Consider the following 18,833-nt stretch of genomic DNA (forward strand, 5'->3'; position numbering starts at 1 on the left):
GCCGGCGTGTCCACCGAACCGCCGCTGACCGACGACGAGCGCGCCGAGCTCGCCTGGCTGCGCAAGGAGAACGACTTCCTCCGGGTGCAGCGCGACATCCTCCTGGACGTGGCGACCGGCTACGCCCACGACTTCGAGGCCGTGCTGCGCGGCCCCGTTCCCGTCCGCGCGAGTCGAGAGCCGACCGAACCCGGCTGACGCGGACACCCCCGCCGTCAGGGCGATGCCTCCCCCAGGTCGCCCTGACGGCACCCAACCCATGGAGCGAACATGACGAGCACGACCCCGCGCGTGTGGCTCTCGCCGCAGGCGCACCACCGCCTCCGCAACGAGCTGATGACCCTGCTGTCCCCGGTGCGCCACCACGACGAACCCGGCGAGTCGGGCTTCCTGTCCCAGCGGGACCGCGAGACGCGCATCCGCCAGATCAAGGACCTGCTCGTCAACGCGATCGTGGGCGAGGACCCGCCGGACGACGGCGTCGCCGAACCCGGCATGGTGCTCACCGTCAGCTTCGACGACACGGGCGAGACCGAGACGTTCCTGCTCGGCGTCCGCGGTGCCGAACACGGTACGACCGAGGTGTACTCCCCGGACTCGCCGCTGGGCTCCGCGGTGAACGGCGCCCGCCAGGGCGAGCAGCGTGCGTACCGGACGCCGAGCGGTGCCACGGTCCGCATCACGGTGCTGAACGCGGTGCCGTACGGGCAGGTGCGTCGTGCTCAGTGAGAGCGAACGCCGGACGTTGGGCGAGATCGAACACGCACTGTCCACTGAGGACCCGAAGCTCGCGGAGACGTTGCAAGGAACCGAGATGCCCGCGGCCCGCGAACGCGGCCGGCACGCCTACGCGGTTCTCCTGGCGCTCACCGCGTCGATGGGCCTGCTCGCGCTGGCGCTCGGGCACCTGACCGGGGTCGTCGCGTGCGCTCTCGTGGCCGGGTGGACGTGGGGCTCGTGGCGACTGCGGCGCGACCGGACCACCGGGTGATCCGCCGTCACGTCCGCTTCCTCAGCATCGTCGTGATCTCGGCGCCGACGTCCTCGGTCAGCTTGCCCTCGCACGTGATGCCGAGGCTTTCCGCCAGAGCCCTGGCGTGCAGGTCGACCGCTGACTCGGTGAGGTCGGCGAACGCGACCGCGGCGACCCTGGCACGGCGTCGCGCGGTGAGGGCCGTGCCGACGGCGATGACGGCGGCGGGCCACCACACGACGCCCGCGGCCAGGTAGCCGGCCGCCCAGCCCGCCAGCCGGCTCGCGGCGGTCAGCCGGGCCCGAGCGGCCGTGATCTCGGCTCGGACGTCCTCCGGCAGGATGAGCCAGAGGCGCGGCCACACCGAGGCCAGGTCGAGCCGGTAGGTCTCCCACAGCCGCGTGTCGACGGCGGTGATCCGGTCGCCGAGCCAGAACGCGTGGACCGGCCGGGCGATGCTGATCCGGTTGCGCCGGGCGTTGAGGTCCTGGGCCCGTTCCGCCGCCGCGGGGGAGTTCTCGGCCCGCGCCGCCTCCAGCAGGGCCCGGTTGAACGCGTCCTGGGCGGCGTCCCACCTGCGCTGGCGGCGCCGGGCGAGCCACCGCGGACGCCTTGCGAGCCACAGCCGTTCCACCGCCGCGCCGAGTGCGCCGGCCGCCACCCCCAGGCCCGCCGACACGGTCAGGACCACGGCCAGCAGCAGGACCAGGGTGCCCGCGTTGCGCAGCGCCGGCTCGGTGGACCACCGGTTGAGCCTGCTGAGCAGCAGGGCCGTGTCGTGCCAGCGCCGATGGCCGAGGACCGTCCCCACCAGCGTCACGATCATCAGCAGCAGACTGGGCCCGAGCAGCAGCGCGAGCCAGCGTTCGGCCAGCTTGCCACCCAGGGCCTCGAGGAACTTGGTCACGAAGGCAGCCTCTGCACGACCATGGGCTTGAGGTGCACGGCGCAGGGCACCGGCCGCGCGCCCGGCAGTTCCACGCGGGGACAGGAACCGCCCGGACACCGGAGCACCTCGAGGACCCGGTGCCCGTCACCGGCGCCGGGCAGCCGGTCGTACGAGCGGACCGGGCTCAGCCCGGCGGCGTGCCCGGCCTGCAGCAGCATCTCCTCCAGCGCGTCGAAGTCGTCGGCGACGTCGGCGGGCTCGGCGCCCGCGCGCACCCGGCCGGCGATCGACTCGGCCAGCGCCGCCATCCGGGGCGAGGCGCGCACCCCGCCGGCGCTGTCAGCGAGGCGTTCGCACAGCACGGCCAACTGCTCGGAGATCATCCCGCTGAGGATAGCGTCGCAGGGTGTCTCCTTTCGACGACGAGATCGAGTGGAACCGGCGCCACGCGGCCGAGGGGTCGATCAACGCGATGGGCGACCTCGCGATGTTGTTGCGCGATCGGTACCGGCAGGCCGGTGACGTCACCGATCTGCTGGAAGGGGTCTCGCTGCTGCGGCAGGCGCTCGGGTACGTGGGCGATCACCCGATCCGGTACCCGTTGCGGATCAACCTCGGTTCCCTGCTGCTCGACCACTTCCAGCACTTCGGCGACGTCGCGGCACTGCGGGAGGCGCTCGCCGCGTGCGACGAGGCGATGCCGGTCCTCGCCGAGGACGAACGCGTGGTGGTGGCGGTGATGCGGGTCGAGACACTGGTCCTGCTGGCCGAGCACCTGCGCGAGGAGAGCCACGCGACCGAGGCGGTCGCGTCGGCACGCCGGTTGCCGCCGGACCCGTCCACCGCGTTCGGTCTGGGCAAGGCGTTGTCGGCGCTGCACGCGTTCACCGACGACATGGAGGCACTGGTCGAAGCCGTCGCCGTGCTGACGGAGAGCGTCAGGCTGACACCGCCTGATGACACGCATTACCTCCTGCGCCTCAACCTCCTGGGTGACGTGCAGCTGCGGCTCGCCGAGCAGACGGGTGACGACTCGGCGCGCGAGAGCGCCATCAGGCACCTGAGGGTGGCCGCCGCGGACCCCCGCGCGGCGTTCTCCCGCGTCAACCTGGCCGCCGCGTTGCGGCACCGGGGTGAGCAGACCGGGGACGTCGCCGCCCTGCGGGAAGGCGTGGCTCTGCTGCGCGAGGTGGTCGAGGACGGCGAACCGGGGACGAGGTCCTGGGGGAACCAGTGCGAGAACTACCTGAACGCGGTGCTGGCCCTGGTCGAGCTGACCGGGGACGTCGACCTGCTCGACCAGGCCGTCGAGGTCGGGCACGCGGCGCGGGGCCGGGGCAGCAAGGCGGCCACCATCCCCCTGCTCCTCGGACTGCTGCACTACGAACGGTTCCGGCGCACCGGGATGGAACTCGACCTGGTGCAGGCCACCACCGTGTTCTCGTCCGTCGCGGACACGGAACCCTACGGCGACCCCGACCACGTGGTGGCGCTGGGCAACCTCGGCCGGGTGTGGTTCGCCGAGCACCGGTTCCGCGGCGACGAGGAGTCGCTGCGCCGGTCGGTCACCGCGCTCAGCAACGCGGTCAGGGCGAGTGCGCCGCACACGACCGTGCGTGCCGAGTCGTTGCTCAACTACGGCGAGGTCGTGCAGGCGCAGGCCGAGCGCACCGGCGATCTCGGCGCGCTGGCCGCTGCGGGCCAGGCCTTCCGGGACGCCGCCGGGATCGAGGCGTTGCGCCCGGCGAAGCGGATCGCGGCGGCGCGCTCGTGGGCGCTCACCGAGGCCGTGGCCGGGCGGTGGCCGCGCGCGAGGGACGCCTACGCCTTCGCGGTGGGGTTGCTGCCGAGGGTGGTGCCGCGGCGGCTGGCCCGCGCCGACCAGCAGCGGGCGCTGGCCGAGCTCGAAGGGCTCGCGGCCGATGCCGCCGCCTGCGCCGTGCACGCGGGGGACCCGGAGACGGCGGTGCGCCTGCTGGAACTCGGCCGCGGTGTGCTGGGCGGGCAGCTGCTGCAGAGCCGCGTCGACCTGTCCCGGCTGCGCGCCGTGGCACCGGGGCTCGCCGCACGGGTGGAGGAGGCGTTCGAACGCCTCGCCCCGTCGGTGCACGTCGAGGGCGTCCCCGCGGACGACCGCCACGACGTCGACGTCCGGATGGAGGAGCTGCTCGGCGAGGTGCGTGCGGTGCCGGGTTTCGCGGACTTCCTGGCACCGCCGGAACTCCCGGAGCTCCTGGCGTCCGCTGTGGACGGTCCGGTGGTGCTGGTCAACGTGGGGCTGTTCCGCAGCGACGCCCTGATCGTGCGGCCGGACGGCGTCACCGTGGTCGAACTCCCCGGCGTGACACCGGATTCCGTCGGCGACCAGGCCGAGGCGTTCGGTGCGGCGCTCGCGGCTTCGCGCAAGCCCGGCGCGAACGAGGTCGAGGCACAGGCGACGATCACCGCCGTGCTCGCCTGGCTGTGGGACCACGTCGCCCAGCCCGTGCTGACCCGCCTCGGGTACACGGCCGAGCCCGCGGGGGACTGGCCGCGGGTGTGGTGGTCGCCGGTCGGCACCCTCGCCCTGCTCCCGATCCACGCCGCCGGCCGCTTCCCGGACGGCGCAACGGTTCTCGACCGGGTCGTGTCGTCCTACACGCCCACCCTGCGCGCGTTGCTGCACGCGAGGGAACGGCTCCCGCGGCACGGCGACGACCTGGTGGTCGTGGCGGTCGACAACGCGCCGGGAACGGCCGTGCTGAGAGGTGTGCGCAGGGAGGCCGACGCGATCAGGGCGCTGACCTCGGCCACGGTGCTGAGCGGCGAGGACGCGACCGCGGCGGGTGTGCGCGCCGCGCTGACCACGCACACGTCAGCGCACTTCGCCTGCCACGCGGCGAGCGACCCGGACGACCCGTCCGCGGGACACCTCCGGCTGCACGACGGCCCGCTCTCGGTCCTCGACCTCGCCTCGCTGAACCTCTCCGGGGTCCGGCTCGCGGTGTTGTCGGCCTGCGAGACCTCGCTGGGAGGCCCGCGCGTCGCGGACGAGAGCCTGCACCTGGTCTCGGCGTTCCAGCTCGCCGGCTACCCGCAGGTCGTGGGCACGCTGTGGCAGGTGAACGACCTCGTGGCCCGCCAGGTCGCCGTCGACCTGCACCAGCGGGTGGCCGCCGGTGAGGAGGTGGCGGTGGCACTGCACCACGCCGTCCGGAGCTGCCGCGCCCGGTTCGGCAAGACGCCGGCGCTGTGGGCCGCACACCTCCATTCGGGTCAATAGCGGGAAACAGGGTCCGCCGGGGACCGCCGCTGCACTAGGCATGAGCCATGGTGTTCGGCAGGAAGAAGCGGCGGGCGAAGACGACCACGGACCACGTCACCGGGGACTACGGCAGTGCCGAGATCAGCTACACGGAGCGGCCGGGCGACATCCCGCTGATCGACGTCAAGGTGTCGATGACCCCGGAGTACGCCTATGGGCTCGACCTGAAGAACAAGCTCGACACGCTCGGTCCGCACCACGTCGAGACCCACCGCGCGTCGCACCTCTACGCCGTCGAGATCGCCACGAAGCCGGAGCGGCTCGCCGAAGCCGTGGAACTGCTGGAGTGGGTCGCCGACCACTGCGACGACGAGGAGGTCAGGCTTCCGGCGCTCAACGACCTCACCCGGCTCCTGCAGGACAACGGTCACCCGAAGACGGCCGAGCCGCGGCTGCGCGAGGCGTTGTCCGGATGGGAACGGCTGCGCGGCCAGAACGACGACCAGACGCTGAAGATCGCCACGAACCTGGCTCACGTGCTGATGGACCTCGGCCGCCCGGACGAGGCCGAGGGCCTGATGCGGGACACGGTCGCGCGCCGGATCCGCGCCTTCGGCCTCGCCCACGCGGAAACGCTGCGCAGCATGAACTCCCTCGCCGGCACCCTGCGCGGCACACCCGCCCGGCTGGCCGAGGCCGAGAGCCTGTACCGGCAGATCCTGTCCACGCCCGATGCCGCGTCCGACCGCCTGCTCGGGGTCGCGCGGAGCAACCTCGCGGCCGTCCTGCTCCACCAGGGCCAGGCCGCCGAGGCCCTGGAGATCTTCGGCCAGTTGATCACCGACAGCACGCGGCAGCTGGGCTCCGACCACAAGGACACCTGGACCGCCCGCCTCAACCACGCCGCCGTGCTCGCCCGCGTGGGCCGGCTCGAGGAGAGCGAACGCCGCCTCGTCGAGGTCCTCGCCGGGTACCGGAGGGTCTACGGACCCGGCCACCACGCGACCCTCGACGTGCAGGTCGACCTGGCGGCGACCAAGGCGAACCAGGGCCGCCAGGCGGAGGCGATCCCCCTGCTGCGCGACGCGATCGCGGGACTGCGGAACACGCACGGCCAAGACCACCCGAAGGTGCGCCGGCTGCAGCACGTCCTGGCCGAGCTGGAGGGCCAGATCCGCTGATCAACGCTGTTCCCGCAACACGCGGCGGATCGCCCAGTGCGCGGGGACGACGTCGTGCGGCCGGGGCGGCATCGGCACGTCGCGCAGGCTGTCCGCCCACTGGCCACCGGTCCTCGGCAGCACCGGGCGCACGTCCCGCGCGAGCAGCACCCACAGCTCGGCGGACACCGCCACCGACCCGCCGGGCCACGCCTGCCCGGTCTGCGGGTGCCGCGGCACCAGCAGCAGGTCGGCCTCGCCGGTCACGCCCGGTCCGGCCAGCGCGAGGGACTTCGGCGCACCCCCGGGAGGCCGCCATTCGTCGAAGGCGCGCCGGAACACCGCGGCCAGCGGACCGTCCGGAACGGACACGGGTGCGCCCTCCGCCGCGCGCAGCACGCGTCCGGCGGCGACCCCGGCGGCGATCTCCACGCGGCGCTCCCACCACAGGTCGCCGTCCTCCGGCGACGGGCCGTTCCAGTCGAAGTCCTCCCACGGCCGCACGGGCTCCGGTGAGCCCACCGGACGCACGGCGCCCGGCGCGAACTCGACGACCTGCCAGAACGAGCAGTCGTCCACGCGGGTCGCCACCGGTCGTCCGCACGCGCAGGCCAGGTTCGGTTCGGCGGAGGCGTTCACGCCGCAGCAGTACCCCTCGTAGCCGATCCACGAGAGGCCGCGGACGTCGCCAGGGGCGACCAGGAAGTCGCCCTGGGCGGCGTAGGTGCCGTCCGCGAGCAGCGGCGGGGTGAAGCTGGTGCTGTTGCCCCACTCGATGCCCTCGTGGTCGGGGCGGTCCACCTGGGTCAGGGCAGCGGTCAGCGCCGCACCGCACCCCGCGCACTCGAAGACGACCACCGCACCATCATCCGGACGCCGTCCAGCGGTTTAGGCCGATCTCCTTGCCCCGCCAGCGTTTGCGCAACCACCGGTCGTGGCTCGCGACCACGATCGCGCCCGGACCCCGTTGCCCCAGCGCGTCCTCCAGTTCGTCGCACAGCGTCGGTGACAGGTGGTTCGTCGGTTCGTCGAGGAGCAGCAGGTGCGGCGGATCGGCCACCAGCAACGCGAGCGCCAGCCTGCGCCGCTGGCCCACCGACAACGAGCCGACGGGCTTGCCGAGGTCCCACCTGTGCAGCAGCCCCAACGAATCCAGCGGCACCCGCGCCACCCGCTCGGCACCGAGCGCACGGCCGTAGGTGGCACGGGCGGTCAGCCGCGGGTTGGCGAACGACGTGTCCTGGTCCAGCGATCCCACCCGCACACCGGGGCTGAGCCGGACGCCTTCCGTCGACAGGCGTCCGGACAGCACCTGCAGCAGCGTCGACTTGCCCGCGCCGTTCGGGCCGGTGACGAGCAGCCGGTCGCCGTCGCGGACGTCGAGGGCGTCGAGCGCCAGCCGTCCGGGAACCCGGACCTCCCGCAGCGCCACCAGTTCCCCGGCCTCGACGGCCAGCACGTCCGGGGCGAAGCGCAACGGGCGCGGGGGAGCGGGGACGGCGGCGCGTTCCAGCTCCTCCAGCCGGCGGGTGGCGTTGCGGATCCGGCGGGAGATCTGGCTCTGCACCCGGTTCGCGCGCACGCCGTAGCCCATCTTGTCGCCGTCGCGCATCGGCCGGTCCGGCGTCACCCGGCCCGCGATGAGGTCCAGCGACGAACGGACCTCGGCGATCTCCTCCTGCTCCTCGGCGAACCGGCGTTCCCAGCGGTCGCGGTCGGCCCGTTTCTGGTGCAGGTAACCGGAATAGGTGCCGCCGAAGCGGACCGGCCCCTCCGGCGCAGGATCGAGGTCGACCAGGTCGGTGCAGACCGCGTCCAGGAACGCCCGGTCGTGGCTCGCCAGCACGACCGTCCCCGGCAACGCCCGGAGCTGGTCCTCCAGGAACGCCGCCGCGTCGTCGTCCAGGTGGTTCGTCGGCTCGTCCAGCAGCAGGGCGGTGGGCCGGCGGATCACCAGTGCCGCCAGGTCGAGCCGCCGCCGCTGGCCGCCCGACAACGAGCCGAGCGCGCGGTCCCGGCCGACGTCGCCCAGCCCGAGTCCACCGAGGACGACGTCGGCGCGCCGGTCCGCGTCCCAGGCCTCGTGCAGCTGCGCGAGTTCGAGCCGCTCGGAGTACTCGGCGAGCATCGCCGGGTCATCGAGCAGCGCGCTGAGCCGGTCGAGTTCGGCGAGGTCGGTGCGGGCCTGCGCCAGGGCTTTGTCCAGCACGTCGGCGAGCGTGGCCTCGTCCGGGAACGGCATCTCCTGCCGCAGGAAACCCAGGTCGGCGGGCCGCCGCACCGTGCCGCGCTCCGGCTGGTCGACGCCCGCCAGCAGGCGCAGCAGCGTCGACTTGCCCGCGCCGTTCTCGCCGATCAGGCCGATCCGGCGGCCGGGCGCCGCGGTCAGCGAGACACCGTCGAGCACCCGCCTGCCGGCGAAGCCGCGCACGAGTTCGGTGGCCACCAGGGCTGCTTCAGCCACGTGCGACCTCCAGCAGCCTGCCGTTCTCCAGGCGCAGCCAGCGGTCGATCCTCACCTCGTTCAGGAACCGCTCGTCGTGGCTCACCACCACGAACGCGCCGCGGTAGGCGTTCAGCGCGCTCTCCAGCTGGCCCGCGCTGACCAGGTCGAGGTTGTTCGTCGGCTCGTCGAGCAGCAGCAGCTGCGGCGCGGGCTCGGCGAACAAGATGCACGCGAGCGTGGCGCGGAGGCGTTCGCCGCCCGACAGCACACCGACCGGCAGGTGCGCCCGGCTGCCGCGGAACAGGAAGCGCGCCAACAGGTTCATCCGGTCGGCCGGGGGCATGGCGGGCGCGAACGCCGCCAGGTTCTCGGCCACGGTGCGGCCGTCGTCGAGCAGGTCGAGCCGCTGGGACAGGTACGCGACGCGGCCGTCGGCCCGTTTCACCTCACCGGCATCCGGGGTCAGCGACCCGTGCAGCACCCTCAGCAGCGTCGACTTGCCCGCGCCGTTCGGGGCGGCCAGCGCGATGCGTTCGGGGCCGCGGATCGCGAAGTCCAGGCCGTCGAACAACTCCCGCACCCGGATGCCCGAGCCGTCGAACAACGTCCGTCCGGCGGGGACGACGGTCTGCGGCAGGTCCAGGCTGATCTTCTGCTCGTCCTTCACGGCCCGTTCGGCCTGGTCGAGCTTCGAGCGGGCGGCACCCAGGCGGGCGGCGTGCGTGCCGTCGGCCTTGGCCGCCGACACCTCCGCGTTGCGCTTCATGTTGCCCGCGAAGATCCGGGGCAGGCCCGCGTTGGAGAGGTTCTTCTGGGCGTTGGAGGCGCGGCGCGCGGCACGTTCGCGGGCCTGCTGCATCTCCCGCTTCTCGCGCTTGACCTCCTGCTCGGCACTGCGGACGTTCTTCTCCGCGACCTCGCGCTCGGCCGCCACGGCCTCCTCGTACGCGCTGAAGTCGCCGCCGTAGAAGCGGATCTCACCGCCGTCGAGCTCGGCGATGCGGTCCATCCGGTCGAGCAATGCCCGGTCGTGGCTCACCACGAGCAGGCAGCCGCGCCAGTCGTCCAGCACGTCGTAGAGCCGGTGCCGGGCCTCCAGGTCGAGGTTGTTGGTGGGCTCGTCGAGCAGCAGCACGTCGGGCTGCTTCAGCAACTGCGCGGCGAGGCCGAGCGAGATGACCTGGCCGCCGCTCAGCGTTCCCAGGCCGCGGTCCAGCGCGAGATCGCCGAGCCCGAGGCGGTCGAGCTGGGCGCGGGTGCGTTCCTCCAGGTCCCAGTCGTTGCCGATGGTGGTGAAGTGCTCCTCGGCGACGTCACCGGACTCGACGGCGCGGATGGCCGCGAGGACGTCGGCGACCCCGAGCACCTCGGCCACGGTCAGCCCGGCCGTGAGCGGCAGGTCCTGCGGCAGGTAGCCGAGGACGCCCTCGACGGACACGCTGCCACCGGACGGCTTCAGCGCGCCCGCGACGAGCTTGAGCAGTGTCGACTTGCCGGCGCCGTTGGGGGCGACGAGACCGGTGCGGCCGCCCGGTACCGAGACGGACAGGCCGTCGAACACGGGGGTGTCGTCCGGCCAGGAGAACGACAGGGACGACACGACGATGAATGCGTCGGACATGGGTGTGAGACCTCAGGATGTGCCGCGCGCGAACAGACGTCGCGCGAGTGGAAAAGGGGACGACTGAACCGGCCACCACACAGCGATGGCCTGTCACATCCAGGGCTCACCCTGAGATGTCGTCTTCACCCACCAGCACGTCGCACTCCTCGGTTGATCTCCGTTCCACCGTAGCAGCGCTCCAGGGACTCCGCCGAGGGGGTTTCGCCGCCGGGTGGCACTGTGGAGTGGTGACAGTTCTCCAGTTGCTGCGCGAACGCGGGCTGCAGCGAAGCGTGCCGGGGCAGCGCACGGACGGTGCGCGCCTGGTGTTGCTGGTCGAGGGCGGGAGCTCCCGGGGCGTCTACTCGAGCGGGATGACGGTGGCGATCGAACGCCTGGGGCTGCTGCCGCTGTTCGACGCCGTCTACGGCAGCTCGGCCGGGTCGTTGAACGCGGCGTGGCTGCTGTGCGGGCGGGCCGACCGCAGCAAGCACGCGTGGTGGGACCCGGCCGTCATGCGCACGACGATCGACCCGCGCCGCCTGTTCGGCAAACGGCCCGTCGTGGACACCCGGCACCTGATCCACACGATCTACACCCGGGTCCACCCGATGGGGTTCCAGGAGATCCTCGACAACCCCGTCGAGTTCCACCCGATGGCCACCGACGGCCTGACCGGCGAGGCCACCGACCTGCACCCGCACGTGCGCGACCAGCTCGGCATCCAGACGGCGCTGAGGGCCTCGGCCGCGATGCCCGTGCTGGCCGGGCCTCCCGTGGTGATCGACGGGCGCCCGTACGTCGACGCCGGGCTGAGCGAGACGATCCCGGTGCGGACCGCGCTGGCCCAGGGAGCGACGCACGTGGTGGCCCTGCGCACGCGGCGCGCGGACGAGGAGGCGGGGTCGCCGCCGTCACGGGTCGAGCGGATGGTGCTGGGGCGGTGGTGCGCCCGGCACGCGCCCGGGGTGATGGATGCCTTCCTGCGGCGGGAGGAGATCCGGGCGCAGGACGAGAACCTGCTCGCCACGCACCCGGACTGCCTGCAGATCCGGCCGCCGCTGGGCAGCGCGCCGATCGGACGGACCGAGCGGCGGCCGCGGGTGATGCAGGACGCGCTGGACGTGGGGATCGCCGCGGCGATGCACGACCTGCGGGAGAGCGTGGTCGAGAGCCGCTGATCCGGACGGGACTCGGACCGGCGGCGCGAGACCGCGCGAGCACCGACCCTTGTGGACTCCCGCCGGGGCCTCTACGGTATCGCAACAACCTGTTGCGAATTGGAGGGCTGCCGGTGGCGGGGCGTCCGCGGGATCCCGAGCTCGAACAGCGGCTGCTGGCCACGGCGTGGTCGCTGCTGACCTCGAACGGCTACGACGCGCTGACGTTGACGCAGGTCGCGGCCCAGGCCGGCGCGCACCGGACCGACGTGTACCGGCGCTGGCGCAGCAAGGTGCGGCTGGTGGCGGACGTGCTCGACGCCTACCTGCCGCCGGTGCCCGACCCCGACACCGGCACGTTGCGCGGTGACCTGAGGGCGTTCGCGCAGGACCTGGCCGGGGCCTGGAACGAGCCGTGGAACGACGGACTCGTCGGGTTCCTCGCCGACCTGCGCGGCGACGGCGACGCCGAACGGACGTTCCGGGCGTTGGTCGCACGCAGGTCCCAGCCGCTGGTGGACGCCATCGCCCGGGCGGTGCGGCGCGGCGAGATCGCCGAGGTGCCGGAGCTGCCGTTCGTCGGCAACCTGCTCGAAGGGCCGGTGATGCACCGGCGGATGTTCGGGGGCGAGCCGCTGACGCCGCACGAGCTCGACGTGGTGACGGAGTCGGTGCACCGGCTGCTCACCGGGACGTCGGTGACGTCGTGACGCTGCACGACCTGACGGCGGCGCAGCAGCTGGAAGGGTTGCGCGCCAAGGAGTTCAGCTCGCGTGAACTGACCGAGCACTACCTCGGTCGCATCGAGAGGCACGAAGGTCTCGGTGCGTTCGTGACGCTGAACGACGCCGCTCTGGAGGAAGCGGACAGGGCGGACGCGCGACTCGGGGCGGGGGACCGGGCGCCGTTGCTCGGGCTGCCGATCGGCGTCAAGGACCTCGCGGCCACGGCGGGCGTCCGCACGACGTTCGGGTCGGCGGCGCTGCGGGACTTCGTGCCGCCGCAGGACTCCTGGACGGCCGGGCTGATCCGGCAGGCCGGAGCGGTGCTGCTGGGCAAGACGAACACGTCCGAGTTCGGTGCCAGCTGCTACACCGAGAACGACGTCACGCCGCACCCGGCCGTGACCCCTTACGCGCCAACGAGGTATTCGAGCGGGTCGAGCGGTGGCGCGGCCACGGCGGTGGCCGCGGGGCTGTTGCCGGTGGCGCACGCCAGCGACGGGGCCGGGTCGATCCGCACGCCCGCGGCGACGTGCCACCTGGTCGGGTTCAAGCCCAGCAGGGGACTGGTGAGCCCGGCGCCCGCGGTGTCGTTCCTGAGCGCGGGCACCGAGGGACCGATCGCGCGCACGGTCGAGGACGCGGCGCTGCTGCTGGACGTCCTGGCGTCGCCCGCGCCCGGCGACCTCTACGGGTGGCGCAACGAGGGCAGCTTCACCCAAGCCCTCAAGCTCCGTCGTCCGCTCAAGGTCGCGACGTGGACGGACACCGGCACCACCGAAGCCACCCACCCCGAGGCCGAACGGGCGGTCGGACGCGCGAAAGAGGTGCTGACCGGACTCGGGCACGAGGTCGTCGAGGTTCCGCTGCCCGCCCGCTGGGACGAACCGGTGAGCCGCGCGATCCTGACGTGGTTCGCCTACCAGGTGGGCGCCGTGACCCAGCTGGTGGTGCGACGCCCGGAACTGCTGCGGCCGTACACGAAGAGCCTGCTCGCGATCAACGACACGTTGTCCGCCAACGACATCGTCACCGCGCAGGCGTTGCTCGCCCGCTACGCCGGCACGTTCCTGGCCGCGACCGACGACTACGACGTCGTCCTCACCCCGACGACGAACGGCCCGCCGGTGCCGATCGGCCACTACACCGGCGACGAGGCCGACCTGATGCTCAAGTGGTCGTGCCCCACGCCGTGGGTGAACCTCGCCGGGGTGCCGGCGATCTCGCTGCCGTCGCACGTGGACGACCAGGGGCTGCCGCACGGCGTGCACCTCGCCGGCCGCGCCCGCCGGGACGCCGAACTCCTCGCCCTCGCCGCCCAGCTGGAAAGCGCGCGGCTGTGGGAAGACCGCCACCCGCCCGCCTGGCACGAGTGAAAGGGGCGCCCGCGATGCCCGATCCCGGACTCGGCCTGACCGAGCAGACCGTCACGCTGCCCGACGGCCGCGCCATCCGCACCGTCCGGGCCGGACGGGCACCAGGACCGTTGATCGTCTTCGAGGCGGGGATGAGCGCGCCCGCCTCGTCCTGGATCCACACGCAACGCGAGGTGAGCGCGCGCTACCGCACGTTGTCCTACGACCGCGCGGGGTACGTCGGCAGCGACCCCGACCCGCACGACCGCACGCTCGACCGCATCGTGGACGACCTGACGGCGGTGCTCGACGCGATCCACGAGACCGACCCCGTCGTGCTCGTCGGGCACAGCTGGGGCGGCCCGATCATCCGCGTGTTCGCCGACCGCCACCCGGACCGCGTCGCCGGGATGGTGTTCGTGGACGCGACCCTCGCCGAGGTCATGGCCACCCGCAACGCCAAGGTGGCGGCGCGGTTCTTCGCTTTCATGGGGCTCGTCGCGAGGTTCGGGGGCAAGGGGCTGATCAAGAGGCAGACCTTCCGCAACGGTGTCGCGCCCGAGATCTCCGCGGCCGACGTGGAGATCATGACCCGCGACCACGCCAACCCGCGCGCGATGAGGGCGGGCAGCCGGGAGGCCGCGCAGATCGCCGCGGCACTGCCGGTGCTGCGCCGCGTGCAGGCGAAGGGCACCCCGGACGTCCCGGTCGTCAGCCTCCAGGCCGGACTGGTCGAGCGCGGCATGACGAAGTGGCGCCCGCTGTTCAACCAGCACACGCAGGACCTGATGGACGCCGCGCCGCGCGGCGAGATGGTCGTCGTCGAACGCGCCGGGCACCTCATCCCGCAGGAATCGCCGGAGATCGTCCGGGAAACCATTTTCGGGGTGGCCGAACAGCTACCTTGAGCGCGTGGACTTCGACGAGTACCGCCAGTACGACGCCACCGGGCTCGCCCGGCTCGTCGCCGAGAAGCAGGTGTCCGCGGCGGAACTGCTCGCCGTGGCACGGGAGCGCGCCGCCGCGGTGAACCCGCGCCTCAACGCGATCGTCCGGGACGTGCCCGCCGACCCGCGCGACGACCTCACCGGCCCGTTCGCGGGCGTGCCGTTCCTGATCAAGGACCTGGGCCAGGACTACGCGGGCCTGCCGACCTCGAACGGGTCGCGCTCGCTCAAGGCGCACAACGTCTCCGCGCACTCCACCGTGGTCCAGCGCTGGCTCGACGCCGGTCTGGTGATCTTCGGCAAGACCAACCTGCCGGAGTTCGGCGCGAAGGCGATCAGCGAGTCCACCACGTGGGGTCCGGCGCGCAACCCGTGGGACCTCGAACGCACCCCCGGTGGTTCGTCGGGCGGTTCGGCCGCCGCGGTCGCCGCCGGGATCGTGCCGTGCGCCGGGGCCAACGACGGCGGCGGTTCGACCCGCATCCCGGCCGCCTGCTGCGGTCTCGTCGGGTTGAAGCCCGGCCGCGGCCTCACGCCGTTCGGCCCGGAGACCGCCGAGATGATGCACGGCGCGGCGGTGCAGGGCGTCGTCTCGCGCACGGTCCGCGACACCGCGGCGATGCTCGACGTGATCTGCGGCGGCGAACCGGGCGGGCCGTACTCGCCCGCGCTGCCCCCGGAGGCGTTCGCGTCCTACGTCGGCCAGACGCCCGGCAGGCTGCGGATCGGCGTGCGCGTGCCGTCCGCGATCAACCCCGACCCGCACCCCGAGGCGGTCGCCGCCGTCGCGTCGGCGGTGAAGACCCTCACCGACCTCGGCCACCACGTCGAGGAACTGCCGGAGGCGCCGTTCGACGACGCGGCGCTGGCCAAGGACTTCCTGCTGACGTGGTTCGTGAACCTCGCCTGGAAGGTCGCCGACGCCAAACGGCTGACCGGGGCGCCCGACCTCGCGTTCGAACGCGACACGCTGCTCATGGCCGCGCTGGGACGGGCCACGAGCAGCGTCGACTACGTGGACGCGGTGCAGCGCCGGCACGAGCACACCCGCCGGCTCAGCACCTACTTCGAGTCGTTCGACCTGCTGCTGACCCCGACGCTCGCGACCCCGCCGCCGAAGGTCGGCCAGTTCGACCTGCCGGTGTCGCTGCAACGGGCGACCGACGTGCTGCTCAAGACCGGCACCGCCCGGTTCCTCAAGCACACGCCGATCGTCGAGGACATGATCAGGGACAACCTCGGCTGGGTGCCCTACACGCAGCTCGCGAACATCACGGGCCGTCCCGCGCTGTCGTTGCCGCTGCACTGGACGGCGGACGGGCTGCCGCTCGGCGTGCAGTTCGTGGCGCCGCTGGCGGGGGAGGCGGTGCTGATCAAGCTCGCGGCGCAGCTCGAGGAAGCCGCGCCGTGGGCCGATCGGCTGCCGGTCATGAACTGAGGAACTCGAGCAGTTCGGCGGTCACGAACCGCGGGTTCTCCTCGACGAGCCAGTGGCCCGCGTTCGGGACGTCGAGCGCGGCGACGATGTTCGGGACGCGCGGTGCGATCGTGCCCCTGATCGCCTGCGCCTGGCCCTCCGCGGCCAGCACCAGCGTCGGGTCCTGCACGGGCCGGGCGGCCACGGTGTCCCGGACGTCCTGGTCGAGCGCGCGGTACAGGCCGAAGCCGTTGGACAGCGTCCTGCCGTAGGTGCGGGCGTACTCGTCGATCTCCTGGTCGGTGAACGGGGACTTCGTGGACGTGCCGCCGAACGCGCTGCCCTGGTAGGACACCTGCGGGTAGAAGAGGTTCAGGTACTCCCGCACGTCGTTCTGCACGACCGCCTCGGGCACCTGCGGCTGCGAGTGGAACGCGATGTGCCAGCTCAGGCTCCGGTACGTGCGCGCGTCGATCGCCGGGCCGGGCAACGGCAGGTCGAGGTAACCGAGGCGGGCGGTGTCCTCGGGGAACTGGCTCGCGTACTGGAACGCGACGGCGGCGCCCAGGTCGTGGCCGACGATCGAGGCGTTCTCGATGCCCAGCTGGCTGGTCAGCCCGTGCACGTACCTCGCGAGCGTGGCCTTGTCGAAACCCTTCGGCGTACCGGTGCTGTCGCCGAGTCCGGGCAGGTCGAGGGCGTAGACGGTGTGGCGTTCGGCGAGCGCGGGCATGATCGGCCACCAGCCGTACCAGGTCTGCGGCCAGCCGTGCAGCAGCACGACCGGGCTGCCGCTGCCGCCGGTGACGTAGTGCATCTTCACCCCGTCGACGTCGGCGAACTCGTGCCGGAACGTCCGCTGGAAGGCCGGGTCGTGCTGGGTGACGGCGGCATGGGCGGGGACGTCGGCGGCAGGGGCGGAACAGGCGGTGATCAGGAGCAACAGCGCGACTGTGAGGCGTTTCATGCTTCGAGCTTGGCGTGTGATTGCCAGAACTGGCACGAAAACTTGCCGTCGTGGCAAGATGGCCGGTCATGAACCGCGAAACCGAAGAGGTCCTCGACGGGGTGGGCGCGCGGCTGCGGACGTTGCGGCGGCACCGCGGCATCACCCTCGCCGACCTCGCGACGACCACCGGGATCTCGGAGAGCACGCTGTCGCGGCTGGAGAGCGGGCAGCGGCGGGCGACGCTGGAACTGCTGCTGCCGTTGTCGCGCGTGTACGACGTGCCGCTGGACGACCTCGTCGGCGCCCCGCGCACCGGTGACCCGCGCATCCACCTGAAGCCGATCCACAAGTACGGCATGACGTTCGTGCCGTTGTCGCGACGGCCGGGTGGCGTGCAGTCGTTCAAGATGCTCATCCCGGCCGTGCCCGAACCGCTGGAACCGGCGTTGAAGACGCACGACGGGTTCGAGTGGCTCTACGTCCTGAACGGACGGTTGCGGCTGGTGCTCGACGACCTCGACCTGACGTTGCCGCCGGGCGAGGCCGCCGAGTTCGACACCGGGAAACCGCACTGGCTCGGCAGCGCGGACGGCGGCGCGGTCGAACTGCTGATCCTGTTCGACCCCCAGGGGGTGCGCGCGCACGTCCAGGCCGACGGGGTCACGCCCGGCTGAAGCGGGTCGCGAGCAGGCCGACCAGCGTGATCACCGCGAGGACCACCCCGTAGCCGACGGCCATCGAGGCCGCGCCGACCACGCCGACGAACAGGCCCGCGACGATCGCCGCGCTGCCCATCGCGAGGTAGCCGACGAAGAAGATCGCCGTGAACAACGCCGCCCGCTCGTGCGGCGCGACCTCGGGCACGAGCCCGCGGGTGGTGCCGGCGAACGACGCGCCGATCCCCGCGCCGCCGACGATCGCCGACGCCCACAGCAACGGCAGCGAGGTGGCGCCGATGCTGCCGATGAACAGCACCGCACCCACGACCATCGCCCCGATGCCGGCCGTGCGCAGCAACGGCGGCCGGTACCGGCTGGTGAACGCGGAGGCCACGGTGGACGCTCCGAGCGCGACGAAGGCCAGCAGTGACCCCACGATCGGGCTCTTCACCGCGAACACCGCGACCAGCAGCGCGGGCACGAGTCCCATGAACGCCGTCATCGTCATGAACCCGCCGACGATGCCGGGCACCGTCGTCCAGTAGAGCCTGCGCACCTGGACCGGCAACTTCAGGCGGGGGTTGAGCGACGCGATCGCGCCCGGCTTGCGCGTCGCGGTCTCGGGCGTGAAGACGGCGAAGAGCGTGCCGGCGGCCATGACCACGGCGAGCACGAGCCACACGTCGAAGGCCGCGTTCGAGGAGAACTCGGCCAGCACACCCGCGAACAGCGCGCCGATCGCCAGCCCGCCGAGCGGCGCCATGCTGGTCATCTGCGCGCCGAGTTTCTTGAACCTCTCCGGCGCGAGTTCCACGACCGCCGCGCTCAGGGCGGCCGACGCGGCACCGGTCGCCACGCCCTGCACGACCCTGGCGGCGATGACCCAGCCGATCGACGGCGCGAACAGGAACATCAGCATCGCCACGAGGTCGACGCCGAGCGCCGCGATCATCAGCGGCCGCCGTCCCACGTGGTCCGACAGCGACCCGATCACCAGGATCGACACCAGCAGCGAGAACGCGTAGATGCCGAACGCGAGCGTCAGCACCCAGGGCGCGAAGCCCCATTCGTGCTGGTAGACGGGCAGCAACGGGGTCGGTGCGCCGGCCGCGACGAGGATCGCCACCATCGCCGCCGAGATGCCCGCGAAGCCGGCGCCGCGGGACAGGAGAGGCCGCCGCGCGGTCGTGGCGGGACGGTCGAGCAGTGCGGTCATCGCACTTCCTTCGCTGGGGAGCGGGCAATGCGACGACGGTAGGCCGGTTCACTTCGTTTTTGCAAGTGTGCTCTGCATCGCGCAGCTGGATAC

Annotated in this window: 18 protein-coding genes; 11 read left to right on the plus strand and 7 right to left on the minus strand. The window is 72.6% G+C overall.

Annotated elements, in window-relative coordinates; genetic code table 11:
• Positions 1–6 precede the first annotated feature (6 nt).
• The 3 genes from QSK25_RS04540 (at position 7) to QSK25_RS04550 (ending at position 991) form a co-directional block, all read left to right on the plus strand.
• Positions 7–198, plus strand: a complete 192-nt coding sequence (locus QSK25_RS04540) for a hypothetical protein (protein ID WP_285633324.1) — start codon at positions 7–9, stop codon at positions 196–198.
• Positions 199–270: 72 nt separating this feature from the next.
• Positions 271–729 carry a GreA/GreB family elongation factor gene (locus QSK25_RS04545; protein ID WP_285633327.1) on the plus strand — a complete coding sequence of 153 codons (459 nt, stop codon included), beginning with the start codon at positions 271–273 and terminating at the stop codon, positions 727–729.
• Positions 719–991 carry a DUF3040 domain-containing protein gene (locus QSK25_RS04550; RefSeq protein ID WP_285633330.1) on the plus strand — a complete coding sequence of 91 codons (273 nt, stop codon included), beginning with the start codon at positions 719–721 and terminating at the stop codon, positions 989–991. Before QSK25_RS04545 ends, QSK25_RS04550 begins: the two co-directional genes overlap by 11 nt.
• 7 nt (positions 992–998) lie before the next feature.
• Here the strand turns inward: QSK25_RS04550 and QSK25_RS04555 are convergent, their stop codons facing one another.
• Positions 999–1,880, minus strand: coding sequence for a hypothetical protein (locus QSK25_RS04555; protein WP_285633333.1), 882 nt, complete (start codon positions 1,878–1,880; stop codon positions 999–1,001).
• A complete protein-coding gene (locus tag QSK25_RS04560; RefSeq protein WP_285633336.1) occupies positions 1,877–2,245 on the minus strand; it encodes a phage tail sheath protein in 369 nt (122 codons plus the stop codon). Before QSK25_RS04560 ends, QSK25_RS04555 begins: the two co-directional genes overlap by 4 nt.
• Before the next feature lie 23 nt (positions 2,246–2,268).
• On the opposite strand from QSK25_RS04560, the gene QSK25_RS04565 reads away from it, so the two are divergent.
• Positions 2,269–5,124, plus strand: coding sequence for a CHAT domain-containing protein (locus tag QSK25_RS04565; RefSeq protein WP_285633339.1), 2,856 nt, complete (start codon positions 2,269–2,271; stop codon positions 5,122–5,124).
• 47 nt (positions 5,125–5,171) lie between these two features.
• Positions 5,172–6,287 (plus strand): tetratricopeptide repeat protein, encoded by a 1,116-nt coding sequence (locus tag QSK25_RS04570; RefSeq protein ID WP_285633342.1) that lies wholly within the window; start codon positions 5,172–5,174, stop codon positions 6,285–6,287.
• Here QSK25_RS04570 and QSK25_RS04575 read toward each other — a convergent pair whose 3' ends face one another.
• From QSK25_RS04575 to QSK25_RS04585, 3 genes are read right to left on the minus strand one after another with little or no spacing between them, the layout of a single operon-like run.
• Entirely contained in the window at positions 6,288–7,124 is an 837-nt protein-coding gene (locus tag QSK25_RS04575) for a hypothetical protein (protein ID WP_285633345.1), read from the minus strand. It abuts the gene before it with no gap.
• Positions 7,125–7,131: 7 nt separating this feature from the next.
• Positions 7,132–8,730 carry an ABC-F family ATP-binding cassette domain-containing protein gene (locus QSK25_RS04580; protein ID WP_285633348.1) on the minus strand — a complete coding sequence of 533 codons (1,599 nt, stop codon included), beginning with the start codon at positions 8,728–8,730 and terminating at the stop codon, positions 7,132–7,134.
• The gene (locus QSK25_RS04585) at positions 8,723–10,333 is read right to left on the minus strand and encodes an ABC-F family ATP-binding cassette domain-containing protein (protein ID WP_285633351.1); all 1,611 of its coding nucleotides are present in this window, start codon (positions 10,331–10,333) and stop codon (positions 8,723–8,725) included. Before QSK25_RS04585 ends, QSK25_RS04580 begins: the two co-directional genes overlap by 8 nt.
• Before the next feature lie 230 nt (positions 10,334–10,563).
• On the opposite strand from QSK25_RS04585, the gene QSK25_RS04590 reads away from it, so the two are divergent.
• From QSK25_RS04590 to QSK25_RS04610, 5 genes are all read left to right on the plus strand, one after another.
• Entirely contained in the window at positions 10,564–11,496 is a 933-nt protein-coding gene (locus QSK25_RS04590) for a patatin-like phospholipase family protein (protein WP_285633354.1), read from the plus strand.
• A gap of 113 nt (positions 11,497–11,609) precedes the next feature.
• Positions 11,610–12,185, plus strand: a complete 576-nt coding sequence (locus QSK25_RS04595; protein WP_285633357.1) for a TetR/AcrR family transcriptional regulator — start codon at positions 11,610–11,612, stop codon at positions 12,183–12,185.
• Positions 12,182–13,573 carry an amidase gene (locus QSK25_RS04600; protein ID WP_285633360.1) on the plus strand — a complete coding sequence of 464 codons (1,392 nt, stop codon included), beginning with the start codon at positions 12,182–12,184 and terminating at the stop codon, positions 13,571–13,573. Before QSK25_RS04595 ends, QSK25_RS04600 begins: the two co-directional genes overlap by 4 nt.
• Positions 13,574–13,587: 14 nt before the next feature.
• Positions 13,588–14,460 carry an alpha/beta fold hydrolase gene (locus QSK25_RS04605; protein WP_285633363.1) on the plus strand — a complete coding sequence of 291 codons (873 nt, stop codon included), beginning with the start codon at positions 13,588–13,590 and terminating at the stop codon, positions 14,458–14,460.
• Positions 14,461–14,464: 4 nt separating this feature from the next.
• Positions 14,465–15,937, plus strand: a complete 1,473-nt coding sequence (locus QSK25_RS04610) for an amidase (protein ID WP_285633366.1) — start codon at positions 14,465–14,467, stop codon at positions 15,935–15,937.
• Here the strand turns inward: QSK25_RS04610 and QSK25_RS04615 are convergent.
• Positions 15,927–16,883, minus strand: a complete 957-nt coding sequence (locus QSK25_RS04615; RefSeq protein WP_285633368.1) for an alpha/beta fold hydrolase — start codon at positions 16,881–16,883, stop codon at positions 15,927–15,929. The two genes, QSK25_RS04610 and QSK25_RS04615, sit on opposite strands and share 11 nt — an antisense overlap.
• A 68-nt stretch (positions 16,884–16,951) precedes the next feature.
• On the opposite strand from QSK25_RS04615, the gene QSK25_RS04620 reads away from it, so the two are divergent.
• On the plus strand, positions 16,952–17,539 hold the full coding sequence (locus QSK25_RS04620; protein WP_285633371.1) for a helix-turn-helix transcriptional regulator: 588 nt from the start codon (positions 16,952–16,954) through the stop codon (positions 17,537–17,539).
• Here the strand turns inward: QSK25_RS04620 and QSK25_RS04625 are convergent.
• Positions 17,526–18,740 carry an MFS transporter gene (locus QSK25_RS04625; protein WP_285633374.1) on the minus strand — a complete coding sequence of 405 codons (1,215 nt, stop codon included), beginning with the start codon at positions 18,738–18,740 and terminating at the stop codon, positions 17,526–17,528. The genes QSK25_RS04620 and QSK25_RS04625 overlap by 14 nt on opposite strands.
• Positions 18,741–18,833: the final 93 nt, after the last annotated feature.

It is taken from the genome of Lentzea sp. NBRC 102530 (genome assembly GCF_030269365.1).
Taxonomy (GTDB): Bacteria; Actinomycetota; Actinomycetes; order Mycobacteriales; family Pseudonocardiaceae; genus Lentzea.